The following is a 26,230-nucleotide window of genomic DNA, read 5'->3' as shown; positions in this document are numbered from 1 at the left end:
TGGGGCTGTTTTCCCAAAAACAAGCCTAAAACGCTACTTCCCTAGCCACTCTTTGAACGCGTGGGCCCGTTCATTACTAATTATGATTTCTTTATCAGTGTTTGGCTTCACGTACACTTTCAGGCGGCCCTTGAGATAAGGGTGAATCTCGTCAATGGAGTGGATGTGGGCAATGAACTGACGGTTTAAGCGGCTGAACTGCTCCGGGTCTAAAAGCTCTTGCAGGGTGTCTAAGGTATAGTCGGTGATGAAACGCTGACCAGCCGTGGTAATTAGGAAAACAATTTTGTCTTCGGCATAGAAATACGCAATTTCATCAGTAGACACTGAGCGAATTTTCTGTCCACTCTTTACCAGAAATCGGTTTTTGTAGTGCGGCGTTTCCGGTGTTTGGTTCCGGTTCAGGAGCGCCATGATCTGGGTCATGTCCAGCGCGGGGGCAGCGGGTTGCTGCTGGCGGAGGTTCTTGAATTTTTCCATGGCCGCTGCCAAATCTTCGTTGCTTATGGGCTTAAGCAGGTAATCTATGCTGTTTACCTTAAAGGCCTTCACAGCATACTCGTCATAAGCCGTGGTAAAGATGATAGGGCATTTTACGTCTACCTTCTGAAAGATTTCAAAACTGTTGCCGTCAGAGAGGTGAATATCAAGAAAAGCCAGGTCAGGGGCAGGGTGTGTCTCAAACCATTTAACAGCATTCCGGATAGAGTCTATGGTACCCACAACTTGTATGGTAGAGTCATAGCGAAGCAGCTGGGCTTCTAGTTTCTCTGAGGCCAGGTATTCGTCCTCAATCAGCAGAATGTTCATCAGGCAGCATTGTTTAGAAGCGGTAATTTAGCAATGAAATTTTCTGCTGTCACTTCCACGCCCACTTTTTTATCAGTAATGAATTTGTAGCGGTTAATAATGTTCTTCAGCCCCACACCGGTAGACTCTTCACGGCTCTCGCGGAGCTGCAGGTTGTTTTTAATAATGATGTAGTCACCTTCCACAAATACATTAATGTACAGGGGCTCATCGCGGCTTACAATGTTGTGTTTGATGGCGTTTTCCATGAGCAATTGCATGGTGAGCGGCGCCACCTGGTGGTTCTGCAGTTCGTCAGGCACCTGAATATCTACCTGCAGATTTTCCCTGAATCTTATTTTAAGCAGGAAGAGGTACGAGTAAATAAAATCAAGTTCGGTGTGCAAGGTTACCAGCTCCTTGTCTTTGTTCTCCAGCACGTAGCGGTACACTTTTGACAGCTGCTCCACAAACTTGGCGGCCATGTCCTGATCTTTGTAAATCAACGAAGAAAGGGCGTTCAGGCTGTTGAACAGAAAGTGTGGGTTCACCTGCTGCTTCAGGCTTTCAAACTGCACTTTTATTGTTTCTTTCTTCAGTTTCTCTGACTGCACCAGGTAGCGGTGCCATTGGTTATAGAAATAAATACCAGACCTGATAAAGTGCACGAACAGCAAAATAAGGCTGCCAAACACAAATACCTCTTTTACATCTCGTATGGTTTCGGCATCAGTGAAATTGTAAGAAACCATTTGGCCCAGAATCAGGCGCGGGATAATCTGGAACAACACCATGACCAGCAAGATGTATGATTGCACCGCAATCCACTCATACACAAAGCGTTTCAGACCAAACTCGCGCCAGTCATACTTCTTGCTTAGGCGCTTTGAAATACGGCGGGTACCCTCTAAAATCACGTTTACCATCACCGAGTTATACAGGAGCCGGAACACGTCAGTGCTATGGAACTCATGCAGACCGGTGCGGTGAATGAAGAAGAACGTCCAGAAAATAAGAAACGCGATACCTGTATTGATGGTGTACCGGAGCAGTTTCTTATGCTTAAAATGAAAAGGTCTTTTCATAAAAATGGGCTGTAATGAAACAGCCTCTTGGTCTTGGTATGCTGGTAATATATTCAAGGGCACAGCCGATGATGATTTTTTAGGTTAGAATTTGCCGAACTTGAAAATGAGCGAGACCGCCGGGGCGCTCATGTCTTTGTCGGTTGATTTTGGAAGGTCAACCCCTTGGGCAAACCTATAACTTACGCCTAGCCCCAGCCGCATAAATCTGGCAAGATTCAGCTCTGCCTGTACGCCGGGCTCCAACACGAAAAAGGTGTCGGTGTCATACACCTCATAGCTGTAAGAACCAGAGGTGTTATTACCTAGGGCGTTATTAGTATAGGCAGCCCCACCCATACCAATTAAAACCGGAAAGCTTAGGTGCAGCAAACGACTTGGCTGCGGGGTGTATTCAAAATAAGCCCCACCGTAGCCGGCCTGTAAAAAAGCGTTATTAGTTTCAGCAATCTCGCCAATGTTGTTGCGCGACACCAATCCGTAGCCAGATAGGCCAATCCCAAACCTATGGTTCATGACCCATGCTGCCTTGCCACCCACCATCAAGCCAGACCGTTCCTGCCAGTGCGTGAGCAGGAGCGAGGGAGCTATATAGAAAGAGTGGTTTACGTCTCCTTGAAACAAGGTTTCTGGCTCATTTGCGGAAGCTGGAAACGTCTGTGACCAGCAAAAGACCACAGAGGCTAGAAAAGTGCAGAACGTAAGGGCGGCTTTTTTCATAAGTTTGCAAGCGCACAAGTTAGGCAGGTAAGAAATGGCCTATCTATGCAAATAAAAGTTTTACAAATAAGCGTACAAGTAAAATCTGACCAAAGCGGAACCTTACCAGATGAATAGGTGCAAAGGGTTTCTCAATTGGTTCACATTCTAATCTTTAAAGGTGAATTTATGAATTCTGCTTGGTTATATCTAGTGGCAGCGGGGCTATGTGAAATAGGATGGGCCATAGGCCTGAAATATACAGAGGGCTTCACCAAACCTTGGATCAGTTTGGTCACTGTGGTGGTCATGATCTTGAGTTTCGTGCTTTTGGCACAGGCCATGAAAACATTGCCCTTGGGAACAGCCTATGCCTCCTGGACGGGTATAGGGGCAGTGGGAACTGCTATTTTAGGTATAGTATTGTTTAATGAACCCAAAGACTTAGTACGCTTGCTCTGCATTGCGCTCATTATAGGAGGGGTGCTGGGGCTTAAGTTTTTATCAAAAGAATAAACAACTTTCTGTTTTAGCCTTTCTTTTTGAAAAACAGCTCAGAAAAGCCCCGCTTCTATTTACTCCTTCAGGCATTACTCTTACCGCCAGCGGTAAGCTAGTAAAGAAGTGTTGGTAAGCAGGTACAGAAATTTATCACCCACTAAAACTTGCCGGTAAGGTGAGGCTGTTTCAGGGAGTTGAAGGGTGCGGGTTTTGGGGCTGTACAGGTGCTGAAACGTAATTTGGTTTCCAGTCAAGTAATATAGCTCTTCGCCTAGAAAGCCAACATAAGATAAATTGGGCAAAGGAAGCTTTGTTTGGTAGTTGCCCATGTTATCAAAAACGAATACGCCAGATAGTCGGTCCACCATATACAGTTTACTCTGGTACTCGCGCAGAAAGGTAATATCATGTGGCTCGCGGTTGAGCAGGAGTTCCAAAGGTGTTTGGTGGGTGATGCGGGTGTAGCGGGTATCAATCTTGAGCAGCCGAAAAGAAGTCTCGTCAAATAACCAAAGGCGGTCATCTGCCGATAGCGTGGCCGCCCGAATGGTGCCATCGGTGTATTCACGCAAATCTGCTAAGCCAAGGGGCGTAAGAAACCTGTCCAGCAATTGTACCCGCTGGCGGTCATCATAGAACACTGTAATTTTAGCCGGGCTCCAGGCTTCTACCATGGCCACGCGGCCTTGTATAGGCGGCGAAAAAGTGTTGGTGATCTGGCCTAAGGTGTCTAACTGAAGCACGTTCTGGCGGGCATCTGACATATAGATGCGGTCAAAGCGGTCAATAGACTGGAGGCTAAGACCTTTGGCCGGAAGTTGGAAGGCCAGTGTCAAAACAGGAGTTTGCGCCTGAACCGATGAGGTAAGGAGAAATAAACATAGCGCGGCTGCGAAGCCAAAAAGACTAAGCTTCGGCTTTTTCAAAATACGTAAGGCTAAGTTCGTTCCCGTCATAAACAGCGTAAGAGCAAAAATTGACCCACTCTCCCAAATTAAGGTAGCGACTCTTTTCTCCAATTGGCAAGTCCAGGGGTAGATGGCGGTGCCCGAACACGTAAAAGTCGTGGTGCTGGCGCTGTTCTACTTCCTTACAATAGTGTACCAGCCACTCCTCGTCACCCATAAAAACTTCATCAGATTTGGTATTCTGCACACGGCTACGGCGCGACCAGAAGTTGGCCAGCCCTATGCCCACGTTTGGATGAATACGGGCAAAGAGCCACTGACATGCCTTGTTGGCGAAAACACGCTTGAGTAATTTATAGGTGTGATCTTTTGGTCCAAGCCCGTCACCGTGGCCAATGTAAAAGATGTGCTTCCCAATTTTAACCGAAACGGGCTCTCTGACAATTGGTATGTTGAGCTCCTTCGGGAAGTAGTCAAACATCCACATGTCATGGTTTCCGGTGAACAGGTAAATAGGGATTCCACTATCAGCTATCTCAGCTAACTTTCCTTGTAGCCGAATAAATCCTCTGGGGATAGCATGGCGGTACTCAAACCAAAAATCAAAAATATCGCCCAGCAGGAAAATAGCTTGGGCATCTGTTTTGATCTCATCTAACCAACGGACAATCTTGCGTTCCCGCGCCAGACTTTTCTCAGGCGTTGGTACGCCTAAGTGAAAATCAGAAGCGAAGTATACTTTCTTGCCTGGCGGAAGTTGGTTAATCGGTGTGATCATCAATCAGGAACAGAATAAGCTCTCTGGGGCCATGGGCACCCATCACTAAGGTTTTCTCAATATCGGCGGTACGGCTGGGGCCGCTCACCAAAGAAATCATAGAAGGCAGGCGCTTGTCGTACTTAGTCTTTACCAGCTGCAGGGCCTGCTTAATATCTGGTACCAGCTGAGAAAGCTTGGCCACTACCAAATGCAAAGCCGGGTAAACAGATAACCGCCGGCCACTGGCGTTGGCTGAGGAAATCAGAATGCTGCCAGTGCGGGCCACTAGTGCCTCACAGGTAGTTAGCGCAGCCTCGGCGTGGCCAATAAAGTTTTCCTCAGTGCCATTAAAATTTATTCCGCCTGCGTGCAGAATCTTTTTCAGGACTGGTTCCCACACATATAAGTTGTCCAGGCCACGCTCTCTTTTGAATTCAAACAGCTGGTCAAAGAAATCCTCTTCGTTCTCGCAGTACACAAAGGTGCCGCTGTTGCGGATAAACGTTTCGGCAAACAGCACCGAAAGGTCTTCCAGCAACGGCCCGTATACTGAGGTGGCGAAGTCTGGGGTAGGAGGCAGAAAAGGCGCTGACATTGCCAGCGCCTCTCTTACCTTGCGGAGCACAATCTCTTTAGATTTGGCTTCGTACATGTTTTGCGTTTTTATGCTGTTTTTCAGAAAACGGCCAGGGAACAGCCCTACGGATTATAAGTAGGACCTTCTCCTGCGGTAGAACCAGGTGTTGTGCCGGGCTCAGCGGCTGTAGGCGTGTCTTCACCAGACTCCACTGCCCCAGTTGGCGTGGTAATGTGGTTTTCAGCGGCTACCTCGCTCTGGGTTTTGCTACGGTCAGTTCCTGACGTGTGAGCTTGGTAAGCGGTTAATCCTTCAAACGGACGGGCGCCTACTAATCTCTCCAAATCGTTCTGGAACAGAATCTCCTTCTGCAATAATTCCTGGGCTACCAGCTCCAGCTCCTGTCGTTTTTCAGAAAGTAACTTTAAGGTACGCTGGTAAGCATCTCCGACTAAAAGTCTTACTTCAGAGTCAATGGTTTCAGCAGTTGTTTCAGAATACGGCTTGGTGAACGTATTGTCTGGCTGCTTAGAATCATAGAATGACAGGTTGCCTATGCGGTCGTTCATACCGTACATGGTTACAATACTGTAAGCCATTTTGGTAATGCGCTCCAAGTCACTAAGGGCTCCGGTAGAAATTTTACCGAAGACAATCTGCTCAGCGGCACGACCACCCAGCGCCATACACATTTCATCTATCAACTGCTCAGTAGTGTACAGGAATTGCTCTTTTGGCAAATACTGGGCATAACCCAACGCAGCAACCCCGCGTGGTACAATACTTACTTTCACCAACGGATCACAGTGCTCCAGGAACCAACCAGCAATGGCGTGACCAGCCTCGTGGTAAGCCACAATTTTCTTTTCCTCCGGAGAAATGATTTTGTTTTTCTTCTCCAAACCACCAATCACACGGTCAATGGCATCATTGAAGTCTTGCATGTCAATGGCCTTCTTGTTGCGGCGGGCCGCAATAAGAGCTGCCTCATTACACACGTTGCAATCTCAGCACCGGCAAATCCAGGAGTTTGGGCAGCCAATTTACGGGCGTCAATATCCTCAGCCAAAGAGAGAGGACCTAAGTGTACCCCAAAGATTTGGGTACGGCCATTGATATCTGGTTTGTCAATGCTGATTTGACGGTCAAAACGACCGGGACGCAACAGGGCAGAATCCAGAATATCTGGACGGTTAGTCGCAGCAAGAATGATTACTCCAGAGTCAGTCGCGAAACCATCCATCTCCACTAATAGGGAGTTCAGGGTGTTTTCACGCTCGTCGTTACCGCCAGGCATTTGTCCGCGGCTACGTGAACGGCCAATGGCGTCAATCTCGTCAATGAAGATGATACAAGGAGCTTTGGCTTTGGCTTGCTTGAACAAGTCACGCACACGGGCAGCACCTACTCCCACAAACATCTCCACAAAGTCAGAACCTGAAAGGGAGAAGAACGGCACATCTGCCTCGCCGGCTACGGCTTTGGCTAACAAGGTTTTACCTGTACCCGGAGGGCCTACCAGCAAAGCACCTTTGGGGATTTTACCTCCCAAAATAGTAAACTTAGTAGGGTTCTTCAGGAATTCTACAATCTCTTGTATCTCTTCTTTGGCTTCCTCAAGACCTGCCACGTCTTTGAACGTGATCTTTACCTTGTTTTCGGCATCAAACAGCGCGGCACGTGATTTCCCGATGTTGAAGATCTGTCCTCCAGCTCCGCCTGTGGCCATACGGCGCATCAGGAACCAGAAGCCTACCATGAGCAGGATAAAGAAAGGCCAGCCCATCAACAATTCCAGCAGTCCGGTACGTTTTTCAATCTCCAGCGGCACTTTTTCATCGCGGGGAACGCTTTTCTGCAGTTCGTCTAAGTCTTGTTTGAAGGCCTCGGCGGTAATGATAGGGAAGTGGTAGTGCGCGCCTTGGGTGGAAGTGAAAGAGCCCCGGTTTTCCAGTTCTGCTTTGTACTTCTCGTTTTGGAGCGCTTCCTCTTTCAAGGTTACCTCTACCATGTTGTTGTTCACCACCGCTACCCTCTTCACGTCTCCAGACTCCAGCATTTGTTCAAAGCGGGGCTGACGTATTTCTACTGTGGCGTTAAGGTTGTTGTAGTAAGTGAGTCCGAAAATAAATATAACCAATGCCGCCAATACCCATATTTGCATGGTAGGGCGGGGTGGGGTATTCGGTATTATTTTCCTTTTTTTCTTATTATCTGGTTTTTCAGTCATGGATTGTCCTTTTGGATAAAAGTAAACCTCCGAGCCCGGTATATGTTTTATACCGCGGCCGATGCAGAATCCTCCGTGGATTCTACGTGCGTAATCTCGGCATCGCCCCAAAGTTCTTCAAGGGCATAGAAATTACGTTTTTCTTTCAAAAAGATATGCGCCACCACGTTTACGTAGTCTAGCACCACCCATTCACGGTTGGTACGGCCTTCGCTCTGCCAAGGATTTTCTTTGGTGAGTTTAAATACTTCTTCTTCAATAGAAGTGGCAATGGCGTCTAATTGGGTGTCAGAGTTGGCTGAACTTATGATGAAGTAGTCAGAGACGGCATTCTTCAAAGATTTCAGGTTTAGAACGACAATGTCAGAAGCTTTCTTTTCTTGCATTCCTTTTACTACCAATTCTGCCAATATGTCGGATGTGTCCTGAATGGTGTTATGTTTCATTATGGAAATATAAATTTGATTCTCAAAAATACTAAAGCTTTTGCAAAACTTTTCGCCTAATACGCTCTTTGTGGGGCAACAATTGATTTTTTTGCCCGAATGTGCCTCTACCAACACGGTTGCCCATGAGCTTCTAAACAAAAATAGAGCCACGGATGGCTGTGTCATAGTGGCGGGTGCCCAAACCCAGGGCCGTGGCCAGCGCGGTAATAGCTGGGATGTAGAGCCTGACAAAAACATTACGCTGTCAGTTGTTCTCAAGCCAACCTTCCTAGAGGCCCAACAGCAATTCTCGCTTAATATTGCGGTGGCGCTGGCTGCTCTGGACCTTATTAGAGACTATCTGCCTGTGGGTGCTTCCCTCAAGTGGCCCAATGATCTATATTACCATGACCTGAAGCTGGGCGGTATACTCATAGAAAACTCCGTGAGCGGTCGCTTTTTGCAGCACAGCATTATAGGAATTGGCCTGAACATTAACCAAGTTTCTTTTCTACACCCTAGAGCTTCCTCTTTCGCTTTCATTGGCGGAGAACAGCTGCCTCTTCCTAAACTTGTCGATCAGCTGCTGGAGAACATAGAACGCCGCTATTTGGCCTTGCGGGGCGGAGCGCACAATGCCCAAAAGCAGGAATACCTACAGCACTTGTACCGCTATCAGGAATGGCATCCATTTGAAGTGAACGGTGAGAAAATTACCGGTCAAATTGTAGGAGTAGACGCTGCGGGCAGGCTTGCATTGCTGGTAGAACAAAAATTGCAGTTTTTTCAGTTCCAAGAAATAAAATATCTATTTGGCTAACGCATGTTTTTGGGCTGTTTTTGGCAAAACTACCTAAAAGTGAGTAGGATTTTAGAAAAGGCATTTTGGCTTTTTCTTAACCAAGAGGCATTAATTTTTTGTTAAAATAATTTGTGGTTAGGGGGCTGCTTTATATATTTGAAAAGATCAGAATATGTAGCACCTACTTCTAGTTATATGGCATGAAAATTTTTACACGCGTTCTTTTAGGTTTCTTGTCAATAAGCTTGGTTTTTGGTAGTCAGGCCGCGTCTTTTGGCGTGGTGCCAGGTACAATTCCCGCAGGCAGTCGCACGGCCGACTCCTCTAAAGGTGACTCAGTTTTGGTGAATTGGCGCACGGGTGCCACGTTAACCATTACCGATTTTGGAATTTCCAGCGCCCTTCAGTTGCCGTCTTATAACCCAAACGCGAAAAAATATTCACCTTTCCTGAGCCTGAACAAGAGCAACAGTGTATTATCTGCCAAAGCGGGAATAAAATCAGTGAAATTTAATTTTTCAGGGAACAGCAAGACTGCTTCTGTTTCTACTTTCCAGGAGCAGCGGGTGCTGCCAGCGCCTACCCTGAACGCTTACCCTAACCCATCAAAAGGACTGACACGAATTTCACTTACCGCGCTAGGAGACGATAACTACAAAATCAGAATTTCCAACGCCATAGGAAAAGTATACAAGGTAATACCCATTAGCAAAGAAACGGCTAATGAAACCATTACTGTTGATCTTTCTCCGCTGCCGGCCGGCATCTATTTTTACAGCCTGCTGGTAAATGAAAAAATGGTGGAGACTAAGCGTCTCATACTGCAGCAGCAATAACTGAAAACCAATATCGTTTGTAAAAGAGCCGTGCTTAGCCGGCTCTTTTTTTATTTATTGCCTCCTCGAGAACCAACACTTTCAGAAAATTACTAATTTCGAGGGTTCAATCTTTAACCTATCATGCTTCAATACAATCGGATTAACAATCTGGTGGGGTGGGTAGTATTTGCAGTGGCCACCATTGCGTATGTACTAACCCTTGAGCCAACCGCCAGTTTCTGGGACAGCGGAGAATTCATTGCCACTTCTTATAAGTTATTAGTGCCGCACCCGCCCGGGGCGCCGTTCTATTTATTGTTGGGTCGGATCTTCTCCATGTTTGCCGGTGACCCAATGCAGGTGGCATGGTGGGTGAATTTACTTTCTGCCCTGGCTAGCTCTTTTACTGTATTGTTCCTGTTCTGGACCATTAGTATTCTGGCCCGCAGATTAGTGGTGGGTGCACCTGCCAAAAAAGTTGGCTTGGGTACTACCGCCACTACAGCTTCTGTAACGGCTACGGTTGAACCAACTTTTGGACAAACCATTGCTATTATGGGTAGCGCAGCGGTGGGTGCTCTGGCCTTCACCTTTACCGATTCTTTCTGGTTTAGCGCAGTAGAGGCAGAGGTATATGCTCTTTCGTCTTTCTTTACCGCCTTTGTGGTATGGGCTATGCTGCGCTGGGAGACCAAAGCGCATGAAGAGTCTTCAGACAAGTGGCTGCTTCTGATTGCCTATATGGTGGGACTTTCCATTGGAGTTCACTTACTCAACTTGGTAGCTATTCCGGCCTTGGCTTTTATCTTCTTTTTCCGGTTAAAAAAGTACTCGCTGGTGGGAGCTATTCTTACGCTGGTCATCAGCGGCATTATCTTAGGAATAGTTCTGGTGGGTGTTATCCCCGGCTTGCCGTCTGTAGCTGGTTGGTTTGAGGTGCTGTTTGTGAACAGCTTTGGCTTACCTTTCGGCTCTGGTGTCATTTTCTTCCTGGTCCTTTTTGTGGCAGGTTTGGTATGGGCCATCCGTTATGCTATCCGCACGGGCAATCGTACACTTCATACGGCCCTGCTGAGCTTTGTTTTTGTTTTGATAGGTTATTCCTCTTACCTGATTATTCCAATCAGATCAAATTATGACCCTACCATTGACGAGAACGACCCTGAGAATATAGTTTCGTTTGTTTCTTACCTGAAGCGCGAGCAGTACGGTGACCGTCCGTTGCTGTTCGGGCCCCAGTACAATGCGGAGCCAGTTGCTTCTGAAGAAGGAAGTGCGCAGTACATTAAGGGCAAAGACAAGTACATTGAGGTAGGTCGTAAGCAAGAATATGTGTATGATTCTAAAGACAAAACTTTGCTGCCGCGCTTGTACAGCAACCAACCAAGCCACCTGGCTCAGTATCAGAAATGGGTTGATGTAGAAGCTGGAAAGAAACCGTCGTTTGGGGCAAACCTCAGCTTCCTGTTTAATTACCAAATGGGCCATATGTTCTGGCGTTACTTCGGGTGGAATTTTATTGGCCGTGAGGGGGATGTTCAGAACTCTGGAGTACTTTGGCCATGGGAAGATGACACCAATGTGCCTGAAAGATTTGCCGAGAGTAAAGCACGGAACAATTTTTACATGCTGCCCTTTGTGCTGGGAATTTTAGGCTTGCTTTACCAGTTAAACCGGAAAGGCCGCGATGCCTTTATTGTAGGCCTCCTGTTTTTCTTTACCGGTTTGGCCATTGTTATTTACCTGAACCAGCCACCCATTGAGCCTCGTGAGCGGGACTATACGTTTGCCGGTGCTTTCTATGCCTATTCTATTTGGATTGGTTTGGGAGTGTTGGCCATTGCCGACTTCCTGAGAAAACTTACCCGTAATGCCGCAGTAGCCGGTGGCTTGGCTACCGTAATAGGGCTGGTGGCGCCTGCCTTGCTGGCCGCCGAAGGATGGGATGACCACGATCGTTCTGACAGATACCACTCGGTAGATTCGGCTCGTAACCTGTTGAGTTCTGTAGCCCCTAACGCCATTCTTTTCACCAACGGAGACAATGATACGTTCCCGCTTTGGTACGTGCAGGAGGTAGAAGGCTTCCGGACAGATGTTCGTGTGGCAGTGCTTTCCTACATGAACACTGACTGGTACATTGAGCAAATGAAGCGTCAGGCCTATGAGTCTGAGCCTTTCCCGATGACGTTGGAGAAAGATGACTACAGACAAGGTGTGAATGATTATCTGCCGTATGTAGAACGCGCCGAAGTGGCTGGTGGAATTGACCTGAAGCAGTACATACAGTTGGTGAATGAAGGTCACCCTGCACTGAAAATTGCTGACCGCTCTGGCCGTCAGTACATGTCTTTCCCTACTAAAAGCTTCTTTCTGAACGTGGACAAAGAGGCCGTGCAGAAGATGAATATTGTGCCGAAAGAGTATACTGACTCTGTTGTAAGCGTCATGCGCTGGACTGTCAATAATTCTGGTTTAGAGAAAAAGCACCTGGCTATTTTAGACCTATTGGCTACTAACAACTGGAAACGCCCAGTTTATTTCTCTACCACCGCAGATAACTCTGACTTCCTGGGGCTTGATAATTACCTGCAGTTAGAAGGTTTGGCTTACCGTATTGTGCCAGCATTGGTGCGTAGCCCAGAAAGAACCGGTTACATAGCGAAAGAGATCATGTATGATAATCTCATGAATGAATTCTCATGGCGCAACATGAACCGCGATGACATTTTCTATGATGAAAATTACCTAAGGTTCCCCGCTAACGCCCGTGATAAGTATTACCAGCTGGCAGTAGCGTATCTGGAAGACGGCGACAAAGCAACTGCCAAAAAGATTATGGACTATATCTTTGAAAAGCTGCCAGATAATGCCATTCCGTATGATTATTACATTCCACCTTATGTGGTGCCGTTGTACGAAGTAGGAGATGAGAAGCGGGCGCAGGAGATTATCAATGTCATGTTTGCCCGCTCAGACAAAGCGCTGCAGTATTATCTTGATAAAAGCTCTTTGTTTGAAAGCGAAATTCGTATAAATCTGTTCATCATGCAGCAACTGGCTCAGGTAAGCCGTCAGGTAGGCCACACCCAAAAGGCAGCTGAAATTGAGCAAAGGTTTATGGCGTACTATGGACAAATGCAGCGGTAGTTGCTTATAAATAAAGAAGTACAGCAAAGGCTGACCATGCGGTCAGCCTTTGCTGTTTTATAGCTTGCTAAGAAAGCACCATTCATGATTTGCCTATTTATGGTGAAATCCGCCTACCTTTGTTCTCGTAAGCAGTAGGAAGATACTGCTACACAAATATGATAAGTAATGGAGCACAGAAACTACAGAGATAGAGAGGGTGGGGGCAGGCCAAGATACCACAGCCAGCCCAAAGCCGATAAAATGGAAATGATTTTTGGCTTAAGGCCAATACTGGAGGCATTGCATGCCGGCAAAACTCTAGAAAAAGTGTACCTTCTAAAAGGTACGAAACACAGCATCAGCCAGGAAATTACTGACTTGGCTAAAGCAGCCGGCACACCAGTTTCCCTAGTGCCTAATGAGAAACTGGACCAACTTACCAGAAAGAACCATCAAGGGGCAGTAGCATTCCTTTCGGCTATTTCTTATTCTCCGTTAGATGAAATTGTGGCTTCACTCTTTGAGAAAGGGAAAGACCCTTTGCTGCTGATACTGGACCGCATTACCGATGTGCGTAATTTTGGTGCCATTGCCCGTAACGCCGAATGTATGGGCGTTGACGCCATTGTGGTGCCTACCCGTGGCGCGGCTCAAATAAACGCTGATGCCCTGAAAACCTCAGCCGGTGCTCTGAACCTGATTCCGGTATGCCGTGAGGCAAATTTGAAAGACACTCTGCACTACCTGAAAAACTCCGGAATAAGAGTTGTTGCCTGTACCGAAAAAGCGGATGATACTTTAACCGATACTACTGTTGATTTAACGGGGCCTATTGCTGTTATGATGGGAAGCGAAGAAGACGGTATTTCTCCAGAATACTTGAAACGTGCTGATGTGCGGGTAAAGATTCCTATGGCGGGTCAAATACAGTCTCTTAACGTTTCGGTGGCCAGTGGTATCATCTTGTATGAGGCTCTGCGGCAGCGGCAACAAGCATAAATCTATAAGCGTTTATAACTGCGTTTTGGGCCTTCTTTTTCGAAAGTAGGCTCAAAACGCAGTTTTTGCCTTTCCCTTCACCCTTCCCGTCATCCTGAGCGCAAGCCGAAGGATCTAACGAAGATGCCTGAGCTGTACTATCAACAGCACAGGATATCCTTTTTCAAATTGCTTTCTCCCTGTCTCACAAACCCATTTCTAAGGTCATTCTTAAGCTTATGCTAAAGATGACATTTGAAATGGGTTTTCCGTTGGCAAAGTAGAGTGTGATTGTGTATTCCTGTCTTTTTTTTGCAAAAGCAAGCTAGAAACAGAAGGAGAGTTGCTGAAACCAAAGATTGTTGAAGAAGCAGTTGTATCATTTTATACGAGGCCTAGCGTCAGCGGCAGAGAACACAAATTCTATTTTAGGCGTGTTTTCTGGAAAACAGCACTAAAACGTTTGCTAGTGTCAGTAAGATTTTTCTCCGGACATGCAGCCTTGCCCGCGTTTATAGGGTCTTCATATTAAAAGCACCTATATGAAAAAGAAGTTACTGATTCTGTTGTTAGCGTTTGTTTCGTTTTCCTGCCTTGAGGAAGAGGAAACTCCTTCCAAAATTGAAAATGGTACGTATGTAGGGCAGTTTTATAGGAGTAGCCCAACTATTAGACCGGTGCCTGCCAATGTTGTGCTAGTGCTGGAAGGCAACTCTTTCTCCGGTACCAGTGATAGAATGTACTACCCAGCCATTGGCAGAGGAACTTATTATGTGTCAGGGGAGCAAATAACTTTTAAAGATGCTTCCTTCTGGACGGCAAACTTCGACTGGACTATCATTCTGGATAACACCTTCTCAATAGCTACGGAAGGGGATGGAGAGTTAGTCCTTACGCGTAAGCAAGGAGATGTGACGGATGTTTACCGGCTGAAGCGACAGGTTGAAGTGCAATAGTGTTGAACTTCAACCACAAAAAAAGGAGCGAATCTTCACGAGACGCTCCTTTTTTTGTGGATGTAAAGAAATACTTAAATAAAGTTCTGTCCTTTTATCGCCTTGGCATCGGCTACGAAGTCTTTAATCTTGTGCTCGTCTTCACGGCGGCAGATCATTAGTACATTGTCATACTCAGCTACTATGTAATCTTGCAGGCCTTGCACCACCACTAATTGGTTGGCAGGAGTCTTGACAATACAATTATGGACATCATACAGTAAGGTATTGCCGTCTATTACGTTACCTTCTGCCGTTTTTTCTGACAGGCTATAAAGGGAATTCCAGGTGCCTAGGTCAGACCACCCAAAATCTCCCAAAATCACAAAAACATTATCGGCCTTTTCCATCACCCCGTAATCAATAGAAATATTGCGGCAGTGGGAATAGGCTCTACTGATGAAATTTTCCTCTTCCGTTGAATTCAAAGCGCTATGGCCCTCTTCAAATGTGTCGGCCATGTCGCTCAAATAGGCCTTAAACGCTTTGATGATAGCTTTGGCGTTCCAGATAAAAATACCTGCGTTCCAGACAAACTCTCCGCTGTCCAGAAACATCTGGGCAATCTCTAAATTTGGCTTCTCGGTAAAGGTCTTTACTTTTTTTAGCGTATTCTGCTCATCGTCAATAAACTGAATGTAGCCGTAGTTGGTATCTGGTCTAGAGGGTTTAATACCTAACGTAACTAAAATATCACGCTCAGAGGTGGCCTGTAGAGCTTCTTTCAGGCAATTGGTAAAGGCTTCTTCACGCAGAATAACATGGTCAGCCGGGGCAACCACTATATTAGCGTTAGGGTTCTGCTTTTCAATCTTATAGCAGGCGTAGGCAATACAAGGGGCGGTGTTACGGCCAATGGGCTCCTGCAGAATCTGATTATCTGACAGTTCCGGCAAGTGTTCCCGCACCAAAGAAGCGTAGTCTTTGTGGGTGACCACATAAACGTTCTGGGGCGGGCAGATGTCTTTGAACCGTTTAAACGTGGTTTGAAGTAAGCTTTCGCCGGTGCCAAACACGTCATGAAACTGCTTTGGATGGCTTACACGACTAAAAGGCCAAAAGCGGCTGCCTATGCCCCCCGCCATGATCACTACGTAGGTGTTTTCCTTCATGCTATACTAATCCTTCTTTCAATAAATCGTGCAGGTGCACGAATCCAGCAAAGTTACCGGATTTCACCACAATTAACTGGGTAATATTCCTTTGCTGCATAATGCTGAGCGCCTCTGCCGCATAGGCCTCACAATCTATGGTGAGCGGAGACGGCGTCATGATGTCAGCTGCTTTAATATTTGCAAGATTATCAAAGTTTGAAAGCATGCGGCGTAAATCCCCGTCAGTAATAATGCCCACTAAGTCACCTGCATTTCCTAAAACGGCGGTGGCTCCTAATCGTTTAGACGAAATTTCAATGATGATTTCTTTCAGATTGGCTTCAATGTTTACTTTGGGTGCCGCGTTCTGGGTGTAAATGTCATCAACCTTCAGGTAAAGACGCTTGCCCAAAGACCCACCGGGGTGAAGGGCGCCGAAGTCTTCGCTGCTGAAGTTACGCGATTCTAACAGGCAAACGGCCAAAGCATCGCCAAGGGCTAAATGGGCGGTGGTACTGGTAGTGGGAGCCAGATTGTTGGGGCAGGCTTCGCGCTCTATGGTAGCGTTCAAAACAAAATCGGCATGCTGCGCCAGGTAAGAATCTATATTTGAGACCAAGGCCGCCAATTGAGTGCCTTTGCGCTTTAATAAAGGAACCAATACCTTGATTTCTGGTGTATTCCCACTTTTAGAGAGGCATATGACAAAATCATCTTCCTGAATCATGCCTAAGTCACCGTGTATGGCGTCGGCGGCGTGCATAAACATGGCGGGGGTTCCGGTAGAATTAAGCGTAGCTACCATTTTACTGGCAATGTTAGCGCTCTTACCAATTCCGGTTACCACCACGCGGCCTCTAATGGCTAAAATGGCTTGTACACAGCGGTCAAAATCTTCATTTAGATAGTCCGCCAGCTTAAGCACCGCCGCTGCCTCTTCGTGCAACACTTTTTTTGCGATGCTTATGATATTTTTCGTGATATTCAAGTTAAATTTGTGTTAGACAAGACAACAAAAACAATTCTAAACCTTGTTTGCAAAAACAAGACCCATAATGTTAGTAGAACAGGATTCTTTTTTAAAAAACAAATTAAAGGAAGTTTTCGGCTATAGTCAATTTAGAGGAAACCAAGAGGCCATTATTCAGAACATAATGGCGGGCAAGAACACATTTGTGATCATGCCTACCGGTGCCGGAAAATCACTTTGCTACCAGCTCCCGGCTTTGGCTATGGAGGGTACGGCTATTGTGATTTCGCCGCTCATCGCGCTCATGAAAAACCAGGTTGACCAGCTGAACGCTTTCGGGGTGAACGCACAGTTCCTGAACTCCACTTTGTCAAAGGCAGAGATCAATAAAGTGAAGAGGGAGACAGTAAGCGGAGACGTGCGCCTTTTGTATGTGGCCCCAGAGTCACTTACGAAGGAAGACACCTTGGACTTTTTACGTCAGGCCAAAATTTCATTTGTGGCCATTGACGAGGCTCACTGTATTTCTGAGTGGGGACATGATTTCCGTCCGGAGTATCGTAAAATCCGCGGAATTATTGACAACATAGGTAATCTGCCAATTATTGCGCTTACGGCCACGGCCACGCCAAAAGTACAGCTGGATATCCAGAAGAACCTTCAGATGGATGATGCTTCGGTGTTTAAATCATCCTTTAACCGTACCAACTTGTATTACGAGGTTCGGCCAAAGCACAACACGAAGAAGCAGCTAATTCAGTACATCAAAAAAAATAAAGGCAAGAGCGGTATTATCTACTGCCTGAGCCGCAAGAAGGTAGAGGAGATTGCCGAGCTGTTGCGCGTGAATGATGTGAAGGCTCTTCCGTACCACGCCGGACTCGACTCACACGTGCGTATGGCCAACCAAGACGCTTTCTTGAACGAGGAAGCAGACGTAATTGTGGCCACCATTGCCTTTGGTATGGGCATTGATAAGCCAGACGTTCGCTTTGTCATTCACTATGACACCCCTAAATCTATTGAAGGCTATTATCAAGAGACAGGACGTGGCGGTCGTGATGGCTTAGAGGGCAACTGCCTCATGTTCTACAGCTATGATGATATTGTAAAGCTGGAGAAATTCAGCAAAGACAAGCCCGTGACTGAGCGCGATAATTCAAAGCTTTTGTTGCAGGAAATGGCTTCTTACGCTGACTCAGCCGTATGCCGCCGCCGCCAGCTACTCCACTATTTTGGCGAACAATATGACAAAGACTGCGGTTTTTGTGACAACTGCGTACACCCTAAAGAGAAGTTTGAGGCACAAGAACAACTGGTGCTGGCCTTAAAAACAGTAGTGCAAACAAACCAACGCTTTGCCATTGACCATTTGGTGAATGTGCTGATTGGGGTGAAAAGCCAGCACGTAGACAGTTACAGCCACCATGAGCTGGAAGTATTTGGCGCTGGTAAAGAGCAAGAGCCACAATACTGGCACTCTATTATTCGTCAGGCCCTGCTGTTCGACTTCCTGGAGAAGGATATCGAGAATTTCGGGACGTTGAAAATTACTCAGAAAGGGGAAAACTTCATAATAAGCCCGCATTCTATTAAGTTTGCCAAAGATCACAACTTTGACGAGGAAGTGAAGCAAGACGAAGAAAAAGAGGAAAGTCAGGCTGCGGCCGGGCATGACGAGGTTCTGTTTGACATGCTGAAAGCCCTGCGCAAGAAGCTGGCCAAAGAAATGAACCTGCCGCCTTACGTATTGTTCCAGGATCCTTCTATCAAGGAAATGGCCACCACGTACCCAACCACCAAAGAAGACCTCTCGCACATTGCCGGGGTGGGTATGGGTAAGGCGCAAAAGTTTGGAAAGCCTTTCCTGGAGCTGATTGCCAAATACGTAGAAGAGAATGACATTGTGACTGCCGCTGATGTAGTAGTGAAGTCAACGGTGAACAAGTCAAAACTCAAAATCTACATCATTCAGCAGATAGACAAGAAGATGGACCTGGAGGAGATTGCCAGCTCTAAGGGAATCACCATGCCTGAACTGATTGAGGAGATTGAGCACATTTGTTATTCTGGTACAAAGCTGAACCTAGACTATTATATTAATAATGTGTTAGACGATGACCGCCAGCAGGAAGTGATTGATTACTTCATGACGGCTTCTTCAGACAACATGGCCATGGCTATTAAAGAGTTGGGCACCGATGACTATACTGAAGATGACTTGCGTCTGATGCGGATTAAATTCCTGTCTAAGTACGCAAACTAGTTTTGAGCAGCATAAAGAAAAGCAGGTGTAACAGCCTGCTTTTTTGTTATCAATTCAGATTGCTTTCCTTGCTTAAAGAAAGGTCAGGAAATTGGTTCTTCTGAATTGGAAGAGCGGAAAATCTGTTTTTGCCCTGTTTTCTTGTAAATGCGCCAAAAACAGCAGACCTTTCTGATGTGTCACGCGCAAGAAATTATTGCGTCAAACCTAATTTTATATGAACGTCTTGATCATTGGCTCAGGCGGCAGAGAACATGCCCTTGCCTGGAAGCTGAGCCAAAGCCCTTACGCTGAAAGAATATTTGTAGCTCCCGGTAATGCCGGAACTGCCCAAATTGCCACCAACGTAGATATTTCTATCACCAACTTTGAGGAGCTGGCCAAGTTTGCTGCTGACTTCAATGTCATGATGGTGGTAGTAGGGCAGGAGGCTGCATTGGTAGAAGGCATTGCCGATTATTTTGCCGAGAAAGAATACCTAAAAAACATTCTGGTAGTTGGGCCTCGCAAAGCCGGAGCACAGCTGGAAGGCAGCAAAGATTTCTCAAAGCAGTTCTTGCTCAAGCACAACATACCAACTGCCCGCTACAGAACATTTACAGCAGATACGCATGACCAGGCAGTAGATTACCTGAAAGGGCACTCTTACCCAGTGGTGTTGAAAGCCGATGGATTAGCTGCGGGGAAAGGGGTGGTAATTGCTCAAAACTTTGAAGAAGCCAGTTTAGCTTTGTCTGGCATGTTGCTGCACCAGAAGTTCGGTGCTGCCGGGCACAAAGTGGTGATAGAGGAATTCTTGCAAGGCATTGAACTATCAGCCTTTATTTTAACAGACGGCAAAGAGTATGTGTTGCTGCCAGAGGCCAAAGATTACAAGCGCATTGGCGAAGGTGATACAGGTTTGAACACCGGTGGCATGGGAGCTGTTTCACCGGTTCCGTTTGCTGATGAGGCTTTTATGGGTAAAGTGCGTGAGCAGGTAATTGAACCAACTTTACGCGGACTTCAGGCAGATAATATTCCATACACTGGCTTCCTGTTCATAGGTTTGATGAACGTGAACGGCGATCCATATGTGATTGAGTACAATGTACGCCTGGGCGATCCGGAAACGGAGGCTATCTTGCCAAGAATTAAATCAGATCTGTTTGAGTTGTTCAAGGCTCTGCATGATCATGAGTTGGGTAAGTTCCAGCTAGAAATAGACCCCCGCTCCGCCACTACTATTTTCCTGGTGTCAGGAGGTTATCCGGAAGACTACGAGAAGGGCAAAGAAATTCAAGGCCTGGAGAAAGAGTTACCAGAGGGTACGCTCTGTTTCCATGCCGGCACCAAACTTACCGAGGAGGGGCAGGTGGTAACGGACGGGGGGCGTGTAATTGCCTTAACCGCTCTGGGTGAAGATATGGAAGATGCGCTGCAGAAAGCCAACTTGGCTGCTACCTATATTAAATGGCAGGGCCGCTACTTCCGCCATGACATTGGCTTTGATCTAAAACAGTATTTGGCTTCCAGCTTATAATATCTTTTTAGAGACAGAGCCCATAAGCTGTTTTAAACCTAATTTTCAGAATATAGCCCTAAAACAGGAACGCCTGACTTACATAAGTCAGGGTTCCTGTTTTATTGATGGCCGCAGCTTAGCAGTGGTCTGCAAAAGCGCCTTGCAGATTGTCTACAATGCGGGTAAGATCGTTGCCTTCAATGTGGTGGCGCTCAATTACGTGCACCAATTCGCCGTCTTTGAATAGCGCAATAGACGGTGAAGACGGCGGATATGGAAGCATGAACTCACGGGCTTTAGCCACGGCTTCGGTCTCCATACCTGCAAAAACAGTCACCAATCTGCTAGGCTTTTTCTCGCTACTGGCTACTGCCATTTTAAGGGCTGGGCGGGCTTTGGCAGCGGCGCAACCGCATACTGAGTTAACAGCCACCAGCACAGTGCCTTCTTTTTGGTTTAACACGTTCTCAACTTCTTCAGGCGTCATTAGTTGCTCAAAACCAGCCGAGGTGAGGTCTTCCCGGATAGGGGCCACCATATATTCAGGGTACATTGCCATAATTATCAGTAATTTAAATGGTTCTTTCTGTTTCTTGCGTAAAATTACGAAATCAAGGCTAAAACACCACTGCCCAGCAAGTGGTTTCCCTAGTGATACTAATTCTTTGGCTAGAAACTGTAAAAAGCCCCTACCTGATACCGCACCGCATTATTAATTTGTTGCGGAGTATTTAAACGATCGGCAAGAGGTTGAAAGCAAGAGGCGGTGAGCGTGACTTTTTTGAAAACCGCATCGGCGCCGGCCGTCCCGAAAAGGGTGTGTCCTCCGGTAGTCTTTATTCTAGCGCCGTTCTCTTTTGATCTGTCTGCTGCCTCCACGTAGGCCCCACCCCTGGGAATTAACTGCCAATTGCCTTTCCGCCACACGTAGAACAAAGAAGAGGCGGCATTGAACTGGTCTCCAAATTCATAATCGTTGGTGCCATTGGTGAAGAATTGGTGGCTGATGCTGTTGTCTACCCCAAATCTATTGTCCCAAACTAGGGTGTAAGTACCTTTCAACAGGAAACCCCAGGCGCTGGTGCCGGGCTGTATCTCGCCGTCATAGCGCTCACCATTGGGGGCGGTTATTTTATAAGAGCCTGTCGGAAGTTTGACGCCCAACCCCGGCCGCCAGATGTGCCGGAGCTTACCGGTTTGGCCATACAGCATATAGTCTGCGGTGACCAAGGCATCACCAAAGCCGGAGAGCGTGGTCAGGCTGTCGCGTACTGGTTGCGGAAACTCAAACACTGACTGGTAATAGATGTCAATGACCCGGTACGGCAGCACCGCCTGTACATTAATGCGGTTCTTGATGCGGAAATTGGCTCTGAACTCCCACGTTTGGTAGTGCTCATAATCTTTCTCAGAGGGCCAAACCTGGTATTTTTCTGATCCGTCGGGCACATGCCGCCTGTTTGCTCCGGCAGAGCCTTTTGATTTGTTTTTGGCTGCCACTGCCCCTGAGGTAGAGATGGAAGGTCGCTCTAACGACAGGTCCTGATAACCTTGGAACGAACTGTGGCGGTAGAAAATACCCACGAAGTTTTTGGCATCTACGGGACGGAATTCATAGAGATTACAAACATCACAAGCCCAACTGGTGCTGGTCAAAAGGAAAAAGAAAAGTATAAGTATAAATGGTTTCATGGTTGAGGAGGCGGGCCAAATGCAGCGTTCTGCAAAAAGTCCCGGTCAGTTAAGGTGTGTAGAAATGCAATAATGTCAGCTTTGTCTCTCTCTGATAGTAAAATGCCCAAAGATCCGTCTGGTTTAAGCAGAGCCGGATCAAGAGTGGGAGAGGGAGCAATGCCTTTCTGGTAATGATCTAACACTTCAGTAAGAGTGTTGTAGCGGCCATCATGCATGTAAGGAGCCGTGACCACCAGGTTCCGGAGGGTAGGCACTTTGTATTTGCCAAGGTCTTCAGAATTGTGCGTAATCCGCCCACGGCCCCACCCCAGAGCTTCATGTTCTTCAGAAAATACATTGTCTAGGCCGTTGTTCCGGTACGATTGATCGGTGAAATGATCGGAGCTGTGGCAGGGGGCGCAACGGGTACGTACCAGTGCTAAGCCTCGTAACTCAGCGGAGCTTAAAGTAGCACCGGCCTCGCTGCGCGAATAGCGGTCATACGCCGAGTTTCCAGAAATTAGCGTTCTCTGAAACTGAGCCAAGGCTCTGGCCACCATTGCGGACGTAATAGAATCACTGCCGAAAGCTGCTTTGAATTGCGTTGGGTAATACCTGTCCGTCTGTAACTCTTGAACCAGCTCCCGTAGGTTTTGATCCATTTCATCAGGGTGCGTAAGTGGTCCCAGCGTCAGTGACTCTACATCTTTGGCGCCGCCGTCCCAGAACCATCCCTGCATCCAGCCTAGGTTTTGCAAAGCCGGCACGTTCCGGAGCAACTGCTTGCCAGAGGCACCAGCGGTTGACAAACGTACTCCATCAGAGAAAGCTTTGTCTGGGTGATGGCAACTGGCGCAACTTATTTGATTATTGCCAGACAGTTTGGGGTCATAAAACAGCTTCCGGCCTAATAAAATGCCTTCTTTGGTAAAAGGATTCCGCTCAGGATAAGGCACAGACTCGCCCAAGTTTGCGGGCACAGCAGGCACAATACCAGTAGGAGAGAGCGAATCTTCTGCCTCCGTACCCGACTCACAACTTTGCAGTGCTACAAACAAGGGCAGAAACAGCGTTAAAAGCCTAAGCCTGTTGCTGAAGAGGGTGCGCATTACTGACCTTGTTTCACCTGAAACATTTGCTGAAAGTTATCGGCTACCAGTGCGGCGTTAGCTCCGCCATGAATGGTAGAGAAGCCGGTGGCGCTCAGGTCAATTACGTTTGGCCCGCCGAACAGCGTTTTCGCGTTTACCGTCAGTGCCAGTGTTTTGTCCTGTCCGTTCAACTTCCAGCCGCTGGGCAGGTTGAGGGTGACGGTACGGTAATTGGCATCATGCCCCACGTGGTAGATAAAGTTCCTGAACGTAGCCTCTGCGGTGTTGAAATACTGTCCCTCGGCCACTAGAAACTTGTACCCGGTGTCCCAGTTCCAAGCCATGAAGTGGTTGGGGTCTAAATCGCCTACCTGATCTGTGGAGTGGTTGCGGGTGGGGTCTACGCCAATGCTGAAGGTAAGGCTGGTGTATGCGCCCGCGGGCACTTCAAGCAAGTCAAAGCTTTCTCTGATTCGCTCATCGGTACGCTCTATCAAGCGGTAGCTGTCTGGCTGCACGTACTGGGTGCCGTCAGGGCGGGAAAGTTTCACGTTGCTGATGTAATACCTAAAGCTATTGAATTTCACGCGGTGCCCATGGGCATTCGTGTATTCCTGCCCTAGCGTGAGTGTCTGTCCCTCAAATTGGTTCTGGAACTCCAGCGTTACCGTGCTTGCCCCAGCGGGCGCATCCTCATCCTCGGAACAACTGATGGCTGAAAATGTGAGGGCGAAAAGGGTAAGTGAAAAAGTAAGCTTCTTATATAAAGTGGGTAAAAATTTCATGGTTTTAATTAAAGAGGTAAAACAAATTTTACATCGGCAATGGCCGAAGAAGTTTTTTTAAGCTGTTTTTAGAAAAATAGGCCTAAAACATATTTTCAATCATGGCGCAAGTGTCCGATTGTGTCCGCACACCTCGCTGGTCTGGAATACCTGTGGACACAAACGGACGCTTGCGCCATGTAATGAGGGTGTTTTAGCAGTGTTTCTATGAAAACGGCTCCAAAACACCAACTTTACATTTCTATCTGTCATCCTGAAAGGAACTTGTGGGCGTACTAGAAAAGCGTTGTAGCCAATGCCTTTACAGCTTGCCTATAAGATCCTTTCAGGATGCCAAAAAGATTGAGTTGCACTAGAGCAAAATGTAATCACTGTGGTGCCCTATGCTACATTTCTGCATCACTTATTTGGGTCTGAGAACTTTGGGTTCACGATAAACGACTCATCCGTAAGTGTGTGCAGAAAGGCAATGATTTGCAGTTTCTCCTCAGCGGTTAGTCCAAGAGATTCAGCTCCGAAATCATTCACGGCCTCGGCTATGAGCGGGTCTATGTTCGGGTCGCGCAGGTTAACGTGCTCGTTATAATGGTCCAATACTTCCTGCAGCGTTTTAAAGCGCCCATCATGCATGTAAGGTGCCGTCAGGGCGATGTTCCGTAATGAGGGAGCCCTGAACTTTCCGCGGTCTTTCTCCAGCCCAGTCACCAGCCAACGGCCTGCGTCTTTGGGCGCGGCATTTAACCCGTTGTTGTGGAAGGTGTTGAAAGTCTGTAAGCTGCCGCCGTGGCAGTCGCCGCAGTTGCCGCCCCGCAGCCGGGCATTAGGGTCTGGGTGCGTTAGGAAGAGCCGCATGCCCAGCAACTCCTGAGTCGTCAGGTTGGCTTTCCCTTCCTGATAACGGTCAAACTTAGAGTCTGCGGAAATGAGGGTGCGTGTGAACTGAGCCAGCGCCTTCAGAATTTTATCTTCGGTGATTGGCCCTTTGCCAAACGCCTTCTCAAACAAAACCGGATACTGCTCGGTTGCCTGAAGCTTAGTGGCGGCTACAGCCACGCTCTGGTGCAACTCAATAGGGCTTTCCAGCGGAATGCGGGCTTGCTCTTCCAACGTTTTAGGACCGCCGTCCCAATTAAAGGAAGAAACCCACAGCAGGTTAGCCAGTGACATAGCGCTGCGGGTGCCGGCAACACCACTAACCCCTTTACTTAAGGCCTGCCCGTCGGTAAAGGCAAGTTCCTGTTTATGGCAGCTGCCGCAAGACATGGTGTTGTTTAACGAAAGTGCCTTCTCATAGAACAGCTGGCGGCCAAGGGCTACGCCCTCCTCGGTGAGCGGATTGTCTGCCGGAAGAGCTTGCGTTGCCCCAAAGCGCCGGGGCAGCTCAAGGTTATAAGGTTTGGGGGCGGGATAGGTGGTGTCTGGTTCTTTTTGGGCAGGATCTGAACCACAGCTCCAGAAAAGGCACACGACCGCCGCCCACACCCAACATGAAATTTGTTGAATTGTGCGCATGGTATTTTCTTAACGCTCTTAGAAAAAGATTCTGTACAGCTGCCTGTTTTTTAGCTCGTTTTCCAAAAACAGGCCAAAAACGTAACAACCCTCTCGCCTAAAGCGGAGAAGGAAGCCTGTACTTGCTCAGAAAAAAGCCTAGGCCTGCGGCGGATGGTAAAGGGAAGGGGAATAAGCCTCCGGCAAACCAAGGCTGCTGGAGATAATATACTTGGCGGAAGAGGCCGCGAAACAAGGAGCAATGCCAGTTAAGCTCTCTGCCGCGGTAAAGTCGAAAGAAAGTTGCTTCAGATGCACACGTAAGTCTTGCTCCGTTTGAGCCGCTTTCTTCAGAGATTTAATGAGCACACAGCGGCCCTCGCACTTGAGTTGAGGCTTGTCACGGTTCTCGCACAGCTTTTTAGCTATGTAAGCCTGATTTAAACTAAATCCGGCATGAATTAATGTAAAAGAAAAGGAATGGAGTAGAAACAGCACCAACAATGCCCATACCGGTGCTGCAGAGCACCAGCGGTGCTCCTTTAGATACGGACGATGTAAGATGGGAAGAGGTGCCATGGTAAATTCACTGGCGCAAATATAGTACAGTAGGCATAGAAACTTTACCTTTGCACTGCAAAGATCCTGAAGCC

The 26,230-nt window shown here is 47.4% G+C and carries 23 protein-coding genes and 1 pseudogene; 8 read left to right on the top strand and 16 right to left on the bottom strand.

Annotated elements, in window-relative coordinates:
- Positions 1-33: 33 nt before the first annotated feature.
- The 3 genes from A8O23_RS04600 to A8O23_RS04590 form a co-directional block, all read right to left on the bottom strand.
- Entirely contained in the window at positions 34-810 is a 777-nt protein-coding gene (locus tag A8O23_RS04600) for a LytR/AlgR family response regulator transcription factor (protein WP_066617352.1), read from the bottom strand.
- Entirely contained in the window at positions 810-1,874 is a 1,065-nt protein-coding gene (locus A8O23_RS04595; RefSeq protein ID WP_066617350.1) for a sensor histidine kinase, read from the bottom strand. The genes A8O23_RS04600 and A8O23_RS04595 overlap by 1 nt, the downstream gene beginning before the upstream one ends.
- Before the next feature lie 84 nt (positions 1,875-1,958).
- Positions 1,959-2,594 carry a hypothetical protein gene (locus tag A8O23_RS04590; protein ID WP_066617347.1) on the bottom strand — a complete coding sequence of 212 codons (636 nt, stop codon included), beginning with the start codon at positions 2,592-2,594 and terminating at the stop codon, positions 1,959-1,961.
- Between the two features lie 168 nt (positions 2,595-2,762).
- Between A8O23_RS04590 and sugE the strand changes: the two genes are divergently transcribed.
- The gene (gene sugE / locus A8O23_RS04585; protein WP_066617346.1) at positions 2,763-3,089 is read left to right on the top strand and encodes a quaternary ammonium compound efflux SMR transporter SugE; all 327 of its coding nucleotides are present in this window, start codon (positions 2,763-2,765) and stop codon (positions 3,087-3,089) included.
- A gap of 80 nt (positions 3,090-3,169) precedes the next feature.
- On the opposite strand, the gene A8O23_RS04580 is transcribed toward sugE, so the two are convergent.
- The 5 genes and pseudogenes from A8O23_RS04580 to rsfS form a co-directional block, all read right to left on the bottom strand.
- Complete coding sequence (locus tag A8O23_RS04580) at positions 3,170-4,000, bottom strand: hypothetical protein (protein ID WP_153042073.1); 831 nt, start codon at positions 3,998-4,000, stop codon at positions 3,170-3,172.
- Positions 3,981-4,760: a UDP-2,3-diacylglucosamine diphosphatase gene (locus A8O23_RS04575; protein WP_066617342.1), complete on the bottom strand. Its 780-nt coding sequence runs from the start codon at positions 4,758-4,760 to the stop codon at positions 3,981-3,983. The genes A8O23_RS04580 and A8O23_RS04575 overlap by 20 nt, the downstream gene beginning before the upstream one ends.
- The gene (locus A8O23_RS04570) at positions 4,744-5,394 is read right to left on the bottom strand and encodes a LutC/YkgG family protein (protein ID WP_066617339.1); all 651 of its coding nucleotides are present in this window, start codon (positions 5,392-5,394) and stop codon (positions 4,744-4,746) included. Before A8O23_RS04570 ends, A8O23_RS04575 begins: the two co-directional genes overlap by 17 nt.
- A gap of 47 nt (positions 5,395-5,441) precedes the next feature.
- Positions 5,442-7,549, bottom strand: a pseudogene (gene ftsH, locus A8O23_RS04565) (ATP-dependent zinc metalloprotease FtsH).
- 47 nt (positions 7,550-7,596) lie between these two features.
- Positions 7,597-7,995, bottom strand: coding sequence for a ribosome silencing factor (rsfS, locus tag A8O23_RS04560; RefSeq protein ID WP_066617334.1), 399 nt, complete (start codon positions 7,993-7,995; stop codon positions 7,597-7,599).
- A gap of 40 nt (positions 7,996-8,035) precedes the next feature.
- Here rsfS and A8O23_RS04555 point away from each other — a divergent pair, with 40 nt between their 5' ends.
- The 5 genes from A8O23_RS04555 to A8O23_RS04535 all read left to right on the top strand — a co-directional run bounded on the left by A8O23_RS04555 (position 8,036) and on the right by A8O23_RS04535 (position 14,663).
- Positions 8,036-8,797 carry a biotin--[acetyl-CoA-carboxylase] ligase gene (locus tag A8O23_RS04555; protein WP_066617332.1) on the top strand — a complete coding sequence of 254 codons (762 nt, stop codon included), beginning with the start codon at positions 8,036-8,038 and terminating at the stop codon, positions 8,795-8,797.
- 182 nt (positions 8,798-8,979) lie between these two features.
- Positions 8,980-9,615 (top strand): T9SS type A sorting domain-containing protein, encoded by a 636-nt coding sequence (locus tag A8O23_RS04550; RefSeq protein ID WP_082882913.1) that lies wholly within the window; start codon positions 8,980-8,982, stop codon positions 9,613-9,615.
- Between the two features lie 123 nt (positions 9,616-9,738).
- The gene (locus tag A8O23_RS04545) at positions 9,739-12,747 is read left to right on the top strand and encodes a protein O-mannosyl-transferase family (RefSeq protein ID WP_066617328.1); all 3,009 of its coding nucleotides are present in this window, start codon (positions 9,739-9,741) and stop codon (positions 12,745-12,747) included.
- Positions 12,748-12,915: 168 nt separating this feature from the next.
- Entirely contained in the window at positions 12,916-13,728 is an 813-nt protein-coding gene (gene rlmB, locus A8O23_RS04540) for a 23S rRNA (guanosine(2251)-2'-O)-methyltransferase RlmB (protein ID WP_066617326.1), read from the top strand.
- Positions 13,729-14,249: 521 nt separating this feature from the next.
- A complete protein-coding gene (locus A8O23_RS04535) occupies positions 14,250-14,663 on the top strand; it encodes a hypothetical protein (protein ID WP_066617323.1) in 414 nt (137 codons plus the stop codon).
- Positions 14,664-14,737: 74 nt separating this feature from the next.
- Here the strand turns inward: A8O23_RS04535 and A8O23_RS04530 are convergent, their stop codons facing one another.
- Both A8O23_RS04530 and A8O23_RS04525 read right to left on the bottom strand, forming a co-directional pair.
- Entirely contained in the window at positions 14,738-15,814 is a 1,077-nt protein-coding gene (locus A8O23_RS04530; protein ID WP_066617320.1) for a mannose-1-phosphate guanylyltransferase, read from the bottom strand.
- A 1-nt stretch (position 15,815) separates the two neighbouring features.
- Positions 15,816-16,784 carry a KpsF/GutQ family sugar-phosphate isomerase gene (locus A8O23_RS04525; RefSeq protein ID WP_066617317.1) on the bottom strand — a complete coding sequence of 323 codons (969 nt, stop codon included), beginning with the start codon at positions 16,782-16,784 and terminating at the stop codon, positions 15,816-15,818.
- Positions 16,785-16,851: 67 nt separating this feature from the next.
- On the opposite strand from A8O23_RS04525, the gene recQ reads away from it, so the two are divergent.
- Together recQ and purD are read left to right on the top strand one after the other, a co-directional pair.
- Positions 16,852-19,032 carry a DNA helicase RecQ gene (recQ, locus tag A8O23_RS04520; protein WP_192849032.1) on the top strand — a complete coding sequence of 727 codons (2,181 nt, stop codon included), beginning with the start codon at positions 16,852-16,854 and terminating at the stop codon, positions 19,030-19,032.
- A gap of 217 nt (positions 19,033-19,249) precedes the next feature.
- Entirely contained in the window at positions 19,250-20,554 is a 1,305-nt protein-coding gene (gene purD / locus A8O23_RS04515; RefSeq protein WP_066617314.1) for a phosphoribosylamine--glycine ligase, read from the top strand.
- A 118-nt stretch (positions 20,555-20,672) separates the two neighbouring features.
- On the opposite strand, the gene A8O23_RS04510 is transcribed toward purD, so the two are convergent.
- From A8O23_RS04510 to A8O23_RS04485, 6 genes are all read right to left on the bottom strand, one after another.
- Positions 20,673-21,089, bottom strand: a complete 417-nt coding sequence (locus A8O23_RS04510; RefSeq protein ID WP_066617311.1) for a BrxA/BrxB family bacilliredoxin — start codon at positions 21,087-21,089, stop codon at positions 20,673-20,675.
- A gap of 116 nt (positions 21,090-21,205) precedes the next feature.
- Positions 21,206-22,228 carry a transporter gene (locus A8O23_RS04505; RefSeq protein ID WP_066617307.1) on the bottom strand — a complete coding sequence of 341 codons (1,023 nt, stop codon included), beginning with the start codon at positions 22,226-22,228 and terminating at the stop codon, positions 21,206-21,208.
- The gene (locus tag A8O23_RS04500) at positions 22,225-23,319 is read right to left on the bottom strand and encodes a cytochrome-c peroxidase (RefSeq protein ID WP_066617305.1); all 1,095 of its coding nucleotides are present in this window, start codon (positions 23,317-23,319) and stop codon (positions 22,225-22,227) included. The genes A8O23_RS04505 and A8O23_RS04500 overlap by 4 nt, the downstream gene beginning before the upstream one ends.
- Entirely contained in the window at positions 23,319-24,086 is a 768-nt protein-coding gene (locus A8O23_RS04495) for an MbnP family protein (RefSeq protein ID WP_066617302.1), read from the bottom strand. The genes A8O23_RS04500 and A8O23_RS04495 overlap by 1 nt, the downstream gene beginning before the upstream one ends.
- 399 nt (positions 24,087-24,485) lie before the next feature.
- Positions 24,486-25,598 carry a cytochrome-c peroxidase gene (locus tag A8O23_RS04490; RefSeq protein ID WP_066617296.1) on the bottom strand — a complete coding sequence of 371 codons (1,113 nt, stop codon included), beginning with the start codon at positions 25,596-25,598 and terminating at the stop codon, positions 24,486-24,488.
- 138 nt (positions 25,599-25,736) lie between these two features.
- Entirely contained in the window at positions 25,737-26,156 is a 420-nt protein-coding gene (locus A8O23_RS04485; RefSeq protein ID WP_153042072.1) for a hypothetical protein, read from the bottom strand.
- Positions 26,157-26,230 lie beyond the last annotated feature (74 nt).

Source organism: Rufibacter roseus (assembly GCF_001647285.1).
Lineage (GTDB): Bacteria > Bacteroidota > Bacteroidia > Cytophagales > Hymenobacteraceae > Nibribacter > Nibribacter roseus.
Note: the sequence above shows the minus strand (reverse complement) of the source record. Positions and strands in the feature narration are given on the sequence as shown.

Coding starts and splice junctions, on each gene's coding strand:
- A8O23_RS04600 (WP_066617352.1), bottom strand. CDS start 810: ATGAACATTCTGCTGATTGAGGACGAATACCTGGCCTCAGAGAAACTA.
- A8O23_RS04595 (WP_066617350.1), bottom strand. CDS start 1,874: ATGAAAAGACCTTTTCATTTTAAGCATAAGAAACTGCTCCGGTACACC.
- A8O23_RS04590 (WP_066617347.1), bottom strand. CDS start 2,594: ATGAAAAAAGCCGCCCTTACGTTCTGCACTTTTCTAGCCTCTGTGGTC.
- sugE (WP_066617346.1), top strand. CDS start 2,763: ATGAATTCTGCTTGGTTATATCTAGTGGCAGCGGGGCTATGTGAAATA.
- A8O23_RS04575 (WP_066617342.1), bottom strand. CDS start 4,760: ATGATCACACCGATTAACCAACTTCCGCCAGGCAAGAAAGTATACTTC.
- A8O23_RS04570 (WP_066617339.1), bottom strand. CDS start 5,394: ATGTACGAAGCCAAATCTAAAGAGATTGTGCTCCGCAAGGTAAGAGAG.
- rsfS (WP_066617334.1), bottom strand. CDS start 7,995: ATGAAACATAACACCATTCAGGACACATCCGACATATTGGCAGAATTG.
- A8O23_RS04550 (WP_082882913.1), top strand. CDS start 8,980: ATGAAAATTTTTACACGCGTTCTTTTAGGTTTCTTGTCAATAAGCTTG.
- A8O23_RS04545 (WP_066617328.1), top strand. CDS start 9,739: ATGCTTCAATACAATCGGATTAACAATCTGGTGGGGTGGGTAGTATTT.
- rlmB (WP_066617326.1), top strand. CDS start 12,916: ATGGAGCACAGAAACTACAGAGATAGAGAGGGTGGGGGCAGGCCAAGA.
- A8O23_RS04535 (WP_066617323.1), top strand. CDS start 14,250: ATGAAAAAGAAGTTACTGATTCTGTTGTTAGCGTTTGTTTCGTTTTCC.
- A8O23_RS04530 (WP_066617320.1), bottom strand. CDS start 15,814: ATGAAGGAAAACACCTACGTAGTGATCATGGCGGGGGGCATAGGCAGC.
- recQ (WP_192849032.1), top strand. CDS start 16,852: ATGTTAGTAGAACAGGATTCTTTTTTAAAAAACAAATTAAAGGAAGTT.
- purD (WP_066617314.1), top strand. CDS start 19,250: ATGAACGTCTTGATCATTGGCTCAGGCGGCAGAGAACATGCCCTTGCC.
- A8O23_RS04510 (WP_066617311.1), bottom strand. CDS start 21,089: ATGTACCCTGAATATATGGTGGCCCCTATCCGGGAAGACCTCACCTCG.
- A8O23_RS04505 (WP_066617307.1), bottom strand. CDS start 22,228: ATGAAACCATTTATACTTATACTTTTCTTTTTCCTTTTGACCAGCACC.
- A8O23_RS04500 (WP_066617305.1), bottom strand. CDS start 23,319: ATGCGCACCCTCTTCAGCAACAGGCTTAGGCTTTTAACGCTGTTTCTG.
- A8O23_RS04495 (WP_066617302.1), bottom strand. CDS start 24,086: ATGAAATTTTTACCCACTTTATATAAGAAGCTTACTTTTTCACTTACC.
- A8O23_RS04490 (WP_066617296.1), bottom strand. CDS start 25,598: ATGCGCACAATTCAACAAATTTCATGTTGGGTGTGGGCGGCGGTCGTG.
- A8O23_RS04485 (WP_153042072.1), bottom strand. CDS start 26,156: ATGGCACCTCTTCCCATCTTACATCGTCCGTATCTAAAGGAGCACCGC.